6 protein-coding genes and 1 pseudogene are annotated in these 7,635 nt (G+C 55.1%); 2 read left to right on the plus strand and 5 right to left on the minus strand.

All coding sequences use genetic code 11. The annotated features are described in order from the left end of the window. Positions 1–738 (minus strand): trypsin-like peptidase domain-containing protein (locus tag AAAB35_RS26305; RefSeq protein ID WP_340671285.1); only part of this gene is annotated, 738 nt, incomplete at its 3' end. 636 nt (positions 739–1,374) lie between these two features. Between AAAB35_RS26305 and AAAB35_RS26310 the strand changes: the two genes are divergently transcribed. Beyond that, positions 1,375–2,016 (plus strand): phosphoribosyltransferase family protein, encoded by a 642-nt coding sequence (locus AAAB35_RS26310; RefSeq protein ID WP_340671286.1) that lies wholly within the window; start codon positions 1,375–1,377, stop codon positions 2,014–2,016. Between the two features lie 210 nt (positions 2,017–2,226). Continuing rightward, positions 2,227–2,877, plus strand: a complete 651-nt coding sequence (locus tag AAAB35_RS26315) for a BON domain-containing protein (protein WP_340671287.1) — start codon at positions 2,227–2,229, stop codon at positions 2,875–2,877. A 45-nt stretch (positions 2,878–2,922) separates the two neighbouring features. Here AAAB35_RS26315 and AAAB35_RS26320 read toward each other — a convergent pair whose 3' ends face one another. From AAAB35_RS26320 to AAAB35_RS26335, 4 genes and pseudogenes are all read right to left on the minus strand, one after another. After that, positions 2,923–4,539, minus strand: a complete 1,617-nt coding sequence (locus AAAB35_RS26320; RefSeq protein WP_340671290.1) for an MBL fold metallo-hydrolase — start codon at positions 4,537–4,539, stop codon at positions 2,923–2,925. A 93-nt stretch (positions 4,540–4,632) separates the two neighbouring features. Next, a complete protein-coding gene (locus AAAB35_RS26325; protein ID WP_340671288.1) occupies positions 4,633–4,971 on the minus strand; it encodes a hypothetical protein in 339 nt (112 codons plus the stop codon). 796 nt (positions 4,972–5,767) lie between these two features. Continuing rightward, a pseudogene (locus AAAB35_RS26330) lies at positions 5,768–6,527 on the minus strand (IS3 family transposase); the annotation flags it as partial. A 231-nt stretch (positions 6,528–6,758) separates the two neighbouring features. Then, positions 6,759–7,580 (minus strand): universal stress protein, encoded by an 822-nt coding sequence (locus tag AAAB35_RS26335; RefSeq protein ID WP_340671289.1) that lies wholly within the window; start codon positions 7,578–7,580, stop codon positions 6,759–6,761. Positions 7,581–7,635: the final 55 nt, after the last annotated feature.

Raw genomic sequence — 7,635 nt, forward strand, 5'->3', positions numbered from 1 at the left:
TGAATCACGGTTGATTTTAAGCGCAAGGCGGAGCTTCGGCGTCATGTTCTGGATGACGACACCAAGCTCCCCGCGGTTCACCTGTCTATGCACCGCCAACTCATCTGCAACATGCTTGGCCAGGCCAATTGGTATTGCGAAACTGACGCCGAGGGCGCTTCCGGCCGTAGCACTGTTGATGCCGACAAGTTCCCCTTGCAAATTGACAAGTGCACCGCCGGAATTTCCGGGATTGATAGAGGCGTCGGTCTGGATGAATTCCTCAAGATTATCGTTGCCTAGACCCGGTCTGCCGAGGGCGCTGACGATGCCCAGCGTCGCGGTTTGCCCAAGACCAAAGGGATTGCCGATAGCGACCACGTAGTCTCCGACCCTTAAGTCATCGGAATTACCAATTGGCATCGCGGAGAGACTATCAGACTTGATTTCGACCAGCGCCAGGTCGGTCTCAGCATCCGACCCCACCAATCTCGCTTCTAAGGTTTTTCCGCCACCGAGAGTGACGGCTATGGCGTCGGCATGTTCGACAACGTGGTAGTTTGTGAGGATCAGCCCACGCTGCGCATCAAAGATAACGCCCGACCCCACCGACTGAAAGGAAAAGGCCTGGGGAGGAATCGCCTCCGGCAGACCATAGAACCGGCGATAGAATGGGTCCTGAAGCAGCGGATCAATCTCCTCTTCCGTCTTTCCCGTAACAGATATGCTCACGACACTCTGAACCGCGCGCTCCAGCATGGGAGCAAGCGACGGAGGCGAAGCGTCCGCGAACGCGATGGCTCCGCCAAAAAATATTGGGCCGATGATGATAACGATCAAATAAAGGGCTTTTGTCATTGTTGTTCTCGATACGCGGAAGGACGCGTCCTACAGTGGGTGAAAGGGTCTTTGGCCATCGGAAATCGCCCAAAGTGCCGTCGCCGCGATGATGATCCCCATGTGTTAAGTCGCGCAGCGAGCATGTCCGAAAAGTTCATTGACCAAGGCGATGATGCGAGCCAAACGCCAATGACTATATCTGCGCACTTCTCCCATGACCGGTACCAAAACAGTGTCAGAACGCTGATTGTCAGGATGGCCAATCCGGAGAGTATGAAATTCCAGGCAACAGCATCAAGTGCAACGGCGTCCTTACCACCGTATCCAAGGATGACGGGTGAGATAAACAGCCATAGGCCGACCATCGTGATCAGACCATCTTGCCAACGGAACCTGTTCATCTTGATCTCCTCTTTGCGGACTGCACTGGCTGCCGTTCAACCGAAAAACTATTTCGTGTCGAGAAGCTCGGCATTGCGCTGGATCAAAGATCACATCCAATTGTAGTGGTCTCCTACACTACTCTTGTGCAGCTGATCAGTTGGAGCGCATGTCATGTTTGAAGATCGAGCGGATGCCGGCAGGCAGTTGGCCAAAGCCCTAAAGGAGTATCAGAATCAGGACGTCGTTGTGCTTGCCCTGCCGCGAGGCGGTGTAGCAGTTGCAGTCGAGGTCGCAAACGAGCTCGTCGCACCACTTGATCTAATTATTGTACGCAAGGTCGGCGTCCCGTATCAACCAGAACTCGCAATGGGTGCAGTAATCGACGGCTCTCATCCCCTGGTGGTACGCAATGACGACGTCTTCTACAGTAGCGGAGTTTCGGAAGAGGTGTTTCAGCGAGAATGCGCCGAAGAGCTCAAGGAAATCGAACGCCGCCGTGCTGTGTATTTCGGAAAACGGGCCCCGATCGATGTTGCGGGCCGTACGGTCATCCTCGTCGATGATGGCATCGCGACCGGGGCAACTGCTCGTGTTGCAATCCTGGGATTGCAACAGCGTAAACCTCGAAAGGTCATTCTCGCTGTTCCGGTCGGGGCAACTGAAACGATGGAAGCGCTAAGACACGAGGTCGAAGAAGTTGTCTGTCTCGAAGAGCCCGCAGCGCTGGAAGCAATTGGCTTCCACTACGGCTATTTTCCACAGCTGTCTGATGAGGAAGTTATGCAGGCATTGGCATCGAACCGCTCGCGGTGATTTCAATGTATTGTGACGTGTGAGCAGTGAAAATGTCCGCAGGTTTCGAAAGGTACCGACTGTTATTGACAGCATGCTCGACACGCCGCAATGGATTTATCAAGGACAAATACTACCAAGGGACATGGTTTGACTTCGATCAATGCGATCAGCCGCGATACGCTCCAATCTTGCTAATAAGACTGCCAGACGCAGGAAAGGACAACATCGATGAACGACATGGTTCTGAGACAGAATATTCTCGACGAACTTGAATTCGAGCCGAGCGTTGACGCCGCCAATATCGGCGTGTCAGTCGAAAACGGGGTGGTTACGTTGACGGGCCATGTCCCGACCTACATAGAAAAGAACACAGCGGCCGAGGTCGTGTGCCGAGTTAAGGGTGTACGTGGTATCGCCCAGGACATGGAGGTGCGGCCCGCCGGCAGCCATCGCACAGCGGACGACGAAATAGCCAAGCGAGCGCTGAACATTCTCAACTGGAGCACGAACCTTCCGGACGGTGCGGTCCAGGTGCAGGTGGAGGACGGCTGGGTGGTTCTGACCGGCACCGTCGACTGGAACTACCAGAAGATCGCGGCGACCGAAGCGGTAAGGGCATTGGCCGGTGTGTTTGAGGTCACCAACAAAATCGAGGTCAAGCCGCATGTCTCGTCATTTGACGTAAAAAGGCGGATCGAAGACGCTTTGAACCGACATGCCCGGGTCGAGCCATCCGACATCCGCGTGATGGTCGATGATCGTGGCAAGGTAACGCTTGAAGGACGCGTAAAGGTCTGGGCGGATCGGGGGCTGGTGACGCAGGCGGCTTGGTCGGCACCCGGAGTTAAAGAGGTGGAGGATTTACTTACCGTTGCCTGAATCGTGAGTTTGGTGGCCGGTATATCGGCGGCCGCCAGCTCGTTCTCATTGTCCTTCTTGAACGGCTTCAAGTGCACGCCGAAGACGCCGGATCACAAGGGATCTTCCCCGTTCATCTGATTGGCCTCCGACCACTTGGTTGATGTCCAGCAGCAAGCGTGAAAGCTCGTTGTGCCAGTCGAGACGCGCCACGTCTGACGGAAGCAATCGGCGCGGGCGGCCTGTTTCGACACGGTGCGCTCCGTTTTGCGTCAATTCGAACGTTTCATCAAGAACCGGGGTTGTGATCCTTAACTTCGGCGAGAACGCCGAAAGACGCGTTTTTAATGCACTGAGGCCAGTTACTTCACCATGCGTTAGAAAAATCTCATGCCGGATTGGTAGGCGTTGTTGTATCCAGTCTTGCAGTTCTTGCGCGTCCGCGTGGCCCGAATACAGGTCAAGTCGACGAATCGCGGCTTTCACCTCGATTTCCTCACCTTGAATTCTCACGCGGGCCGCTCCATCGAGCAATATACGACCCAGGGAGCCCTGAGCTTGGTAGCCGATTAACAGCAATGTCGCTTGCCGACGCCACAAATTTGCCTTGAGATGATGACGGATGCGCCCAGCATCACACATTCCGCTCGCCGCGATGATAATGAAATATCCGTGCATCCTGTTGATGGCTTTGCTTTGTTCAACAGTCTCGGTGAAATAGATGTTCGGCGCGGCAAGAGCGGCACGCAGTACGTCGCCATTCTCAATGTCGACAGAATGGCGTTCGAAAATTTCGGACGCTCGAGTCGCCAGGGGAGAGTCCACGAAGATAGAAGTCGTTGGAATGCTGCCATCCTTGATCAGCACGAATAAGTCCGCGAGCAGCTCTTGCGTTCGTTCGACTGCGAAGGAAGGAATTATCAGCGGGCCGCCGGCTTCGGCTGCGCGGCGGACCTCGTCGCGCAAGCACTCCCGTCGTTGGTCCTCCGAAACATCCCCGCGATCCCGATCGCCGTAGGTTGCTTCGCACACAACATAGTCCAATTCGACGGGGCCTTTGGGTTTCAGTTGCAGGAGCTTATGGCTGGGTCCAATGTCGCCGGAAAAAAGCAGGCGCAGCGGGCTGGCTCCACTGCTTTCGATTTCGACCTCCACCGAGGCCGACCCCAAAAGGTGGCCAGCGTTCCAGAAACGCGCTTTAAACTGCCTCGCGGCCGAAAACCATTGACAATATTGGACTGGCCGAAACATGGGCATGCAAGCTGCGGCATCTTCCTGCGTGTAGATCGGGGAAACTGTTTCTCTCCCGCGTCGAGCATTGCGGCGATTCAAATACTCGACCTCCATCTCCTGAATATGCGCTGAGTCCGGCAACATGACGGAACAAAGATCGATCGTTGCAACTGTCGTGAAAATGTGGCCCGTGAAGCCGTGCTTTACCAGTTTCGGCAGCAGCCCGCTGTGGTCTATATGTGCGTGCGTGAGGACGACCGCGTCTATCGAGGCTGGTTCGAAAGGGAACGGTTCATAGTTCAGCGCGCGTTCTGATTTCGAACCTTGAAACATCCCGCAGTCGATCAGGATGCGAGAGTTTGCCGTCTCGATCTCATAGCAGCTCCCTGTGACGCCGTGCGCCGCCCCGTGGAAGTGCAGTCGAGGATATTGCATTGAGATCACTTTCATCGGGGGTTGAGGGACTAATGACAGGCATGCAATGACTTTCAATCCGAGGTGCGCTCGGCGCATTGATTTGAATCAACATGGGAAAGACTCCTTTCACCGGGCGACGGGACTTTCCAGGGCTGTTTTCCGGTCGAAAAACGGCACGACTGCAGCGGCGAACAGGACAACCGAGAGAATTATCGTTGGGGTGTGCCGATTAGCCTGAATCGACCGCCAAGCAGCTTCCCGTGCGCGCGGGAGACTGCGCAATGCCAGCGAGAACAGTTCCTGAGAGATAGCGCCGAGCTTAGAGCGTGGAAACAAGCGAAGATTGGTGCCCATTATTGCCTCCGTAAAGAAATGATGGTTTTCATCGGCTTCGAGACCGAGGACTTCCCTGGATAAATGAAACGCATTGACCTGACGCCTTCCGTCGGCAAGCAGGCGATACACGCGAACGACACCGAACTCGACCTGATAAAATGTTTACGGTCTTTTCGCCTTGAGCGTAAATCTCCGATCCGGGAGCATAAAACGAAGTCTGTTGCAGGTGAGCAGGGCCGGGCGGCAATGGAACGATCGAATGATTATCCGACCGGAGCTACGCGGAAAATTGATTTGACGTGTAGGCTAGCATGACCACCTCTGCATTCCGTCCAATGACTACAGTTGCCGAAATTGTTGGGGCGCGAAATTCGTTCATGTACCTACCGGTTTCAACGTAGATTACCGTCAGTTGATCTGACGGCCCTTATCAACGCGTTGCCCAAGATGGGCTTTCTGAGAATCTTGATGCTGAGCACCTCAGGCATGGTACGGGATCGGTCTACAAGTAACAGTGCGGGTTGGGTGATTTGTTTGACCGCCGCCATCGCGAATGGGTCGCTCAAAAGCGCTTCCTCGTCTATGACAATGCAGATGCCGTCTGCGACATGAGGCGATGCAAGGGCAGGGGTCAATTGCTCGAATGAAAATACCGCAAAGCCTTCAACCTCGAGCGCGAACTCAATTGACCGTCGCAGCCCATGGTCGGGGGCAATAACAAGGACTGTTCTTGAGCTGGACAATGGACATTCTCTCGAAACATGACCAAGCGATTAGTCGCCGGCAAGAAGCCCAATACTTTCATTATGTTTCGAAGGTGCGCATTGCGCTAGGTCAAAATCAGCGGATCTAAGCGCTAAAATGTCAACAATGTCGAGCTTTACGCTGAGCGCCATTCGCCCAAGCTCCGGCAAGCTCTTGTCCTTCATTTTTGCCGGTCAAGGGATGAATGTGGGCGGCGGGTATTATAAAAACGGAGATACCGGCCGATCCCAGCCGGGCCTCCGGCACGCTTTTGTAGGCGTGCAGATAGACCTCCTCATATTTGATCGACCGCCAGAGCCGCTCAACAAAGACATGGACCCGCCATGCGCCGCGACCGTCCATGGAGATGTCGATCTCGGCTTTTACAGCACCGCCGTGAAGTCGATGGAGGTGAACTGCGATCCCTGGTCCGTATTGAAGATGTCGGGCTTGCCATACAGGGCCAGTGCCTCTTCAACCGCTTCGATACAAAACGCCGTCTCCATCGTGATCGATAACCGCCATGATAGAACCCGGCGGCTGAACCAGTCGACGACAGCGCAGAGATAAACGAAGCCGCGTGCCATGGGGATGTAGCTGATGTCCATCGCCCAGACCTGATTGGGTCTGGTGATCGCCAATTTGCGCAGGAGGTAGGGGTAGACCTTGTGTCCTGGCGCAGGTTTCGACGTATTGGGGCGGCGGTAAATCGCCTCAATACCCATCTTTTTCATCAGCGTGGCGATGTGAAGCCACCCTGTCACAAGCCCTTCTGCCTTCAAAAGGCCTTGCAACATCCGGCTGCCGGCAAACGGGTAGTCAAGATGCAGTTCGTCGATCCGCCGGATCAGGGCAAGAGCCCCGTCGGGCACAGGACGCGGCAGATAATAGACGCTGCCACGGCTGAGGCCGAGAAGCTTCGCCTGTCGCACGACGGACAAGAGGAGCAGTCAACTGGCCCGGATAGCTCGACTTTCTCCGATCCGGATCACGAGATCGCGGAATATGCAGTGCTTGTCAGACTTGACTTGCAAGGACGTGGCCTCGGCTGGGCGTTGCTCGGTCAATAATGTGCCGAGAGTTTGGATTTTCGATTATCCGCAATCCGTTGGATACAAATCTCATCCCGGCAATCCTCAATCTACAGCCAGAATGAGACTTTGGCGTCGCCTTCAGCTTGATAGGAAACGGCTGGAGTTGCCTTCTGCCAGCAACGAGCGGGTGACTCCGCCGAACACCATCTCCCGTACCCTGCTGTGCCCGTAGGCCCCCGATATGATGAGTTCGGCTTCGATCGAACGCGCAAAGGTCAAAAGGCTTTCGCTCTCGTGCTTGTCCTCGATGATCTTGCTCAAAGCCTTTACTCCATGACGGTGGAGGAACGTTACAACATCATCGAGGCTTTCCTGAGTAAGTGTGTCCGCGTCGTCGGCGACGGTTGCCACCACAACATCGTTCGCCTGACACAACAGCGGAAGAGCGTCGACAACAGCGCGGCGCGCCTCGCGCGTGTCCTTCCACGCAATCAGTGCGGTATTGGTGAAGATGCGTTTAGCGTCCTTTGCCGCCACCAATACAGGCCGACCTGCCTCCAGCACCACGTCGCCCAAATTGACGCAACGTTCTGAATGCCCGAGCGTCATCACCTCATCGGGCCCCGTGATGACGAGATCAGCTACCCGAGACATTTCAATCAGGAGGGAGGTTGGATTGACGACAGCCTCGCGCCATTCGTGGGAGACATGAGTACCGGCAAGGCTCTCGAATTCGCGTCGTAATATTTTCATGCGTAGGTCAATTTCTTCCCGCTCGCGACCCATCGTTTGGTTGTCGATCAATATACCATGGCGCGCTGTCGTGGGAGCGACAACGCCCGCCGCCGTAAAGCCGATCAAGTGCGAGTTGAATCGAGCAGCCAGATTGATGGCGAAATCCATAAGCGGTGCTACCGGACCGTCGATGTTGAAATTGACGAGTATTGTTCTGTAGGACATAGCACTCACCTTTCAAAAATGTCTGGTTGGAGCGCTTGGGTGGGTAACCTAAGGC

This window comes from Phyllobacterium sp., assembly GCF_037994425.1.
Classification (GTDB): domain Bacteria; phylum Pseudomonadota; class Alphaproteobacteria; order Rhizobiales; family Rhizobiaceae; genus Phyllobacterium.

What these genes read in the sequence shown, in the direction of transcription:
- AAAB35_RS26310 (WP_340671286.1), top strand. Translation starts at nt 1,375, where the DNA reads ATGTTTGAAGATCGAGCGGATGCCGGCAGGCAGTTGGCCAAAGCCCTA.
- AAAB35_RS26315 (WP_340671287.1), top strand. Translation starts at nt 2,227, where the DNA reads ATGAACGACATGGTTCTGAGACAGAATATTCTCGACGAACTTGAATTC.
- AAAB35_RS26320 (WP_340671290.1), bottom strand. Translation starts at nt 4,539, where the DNA reads ATGAAAGTGATCTCAATGCAATATCCTCGACTGCACTTCCACGGGGCG.
- AAAB35_RS26335 (WP_340671289.1), bottom strand. Translation starts at nt 7,580, where the DNA reads ATGTCCTACAGAACAATACTCGTCAATTTCAACATCGACGGTCCGGTA.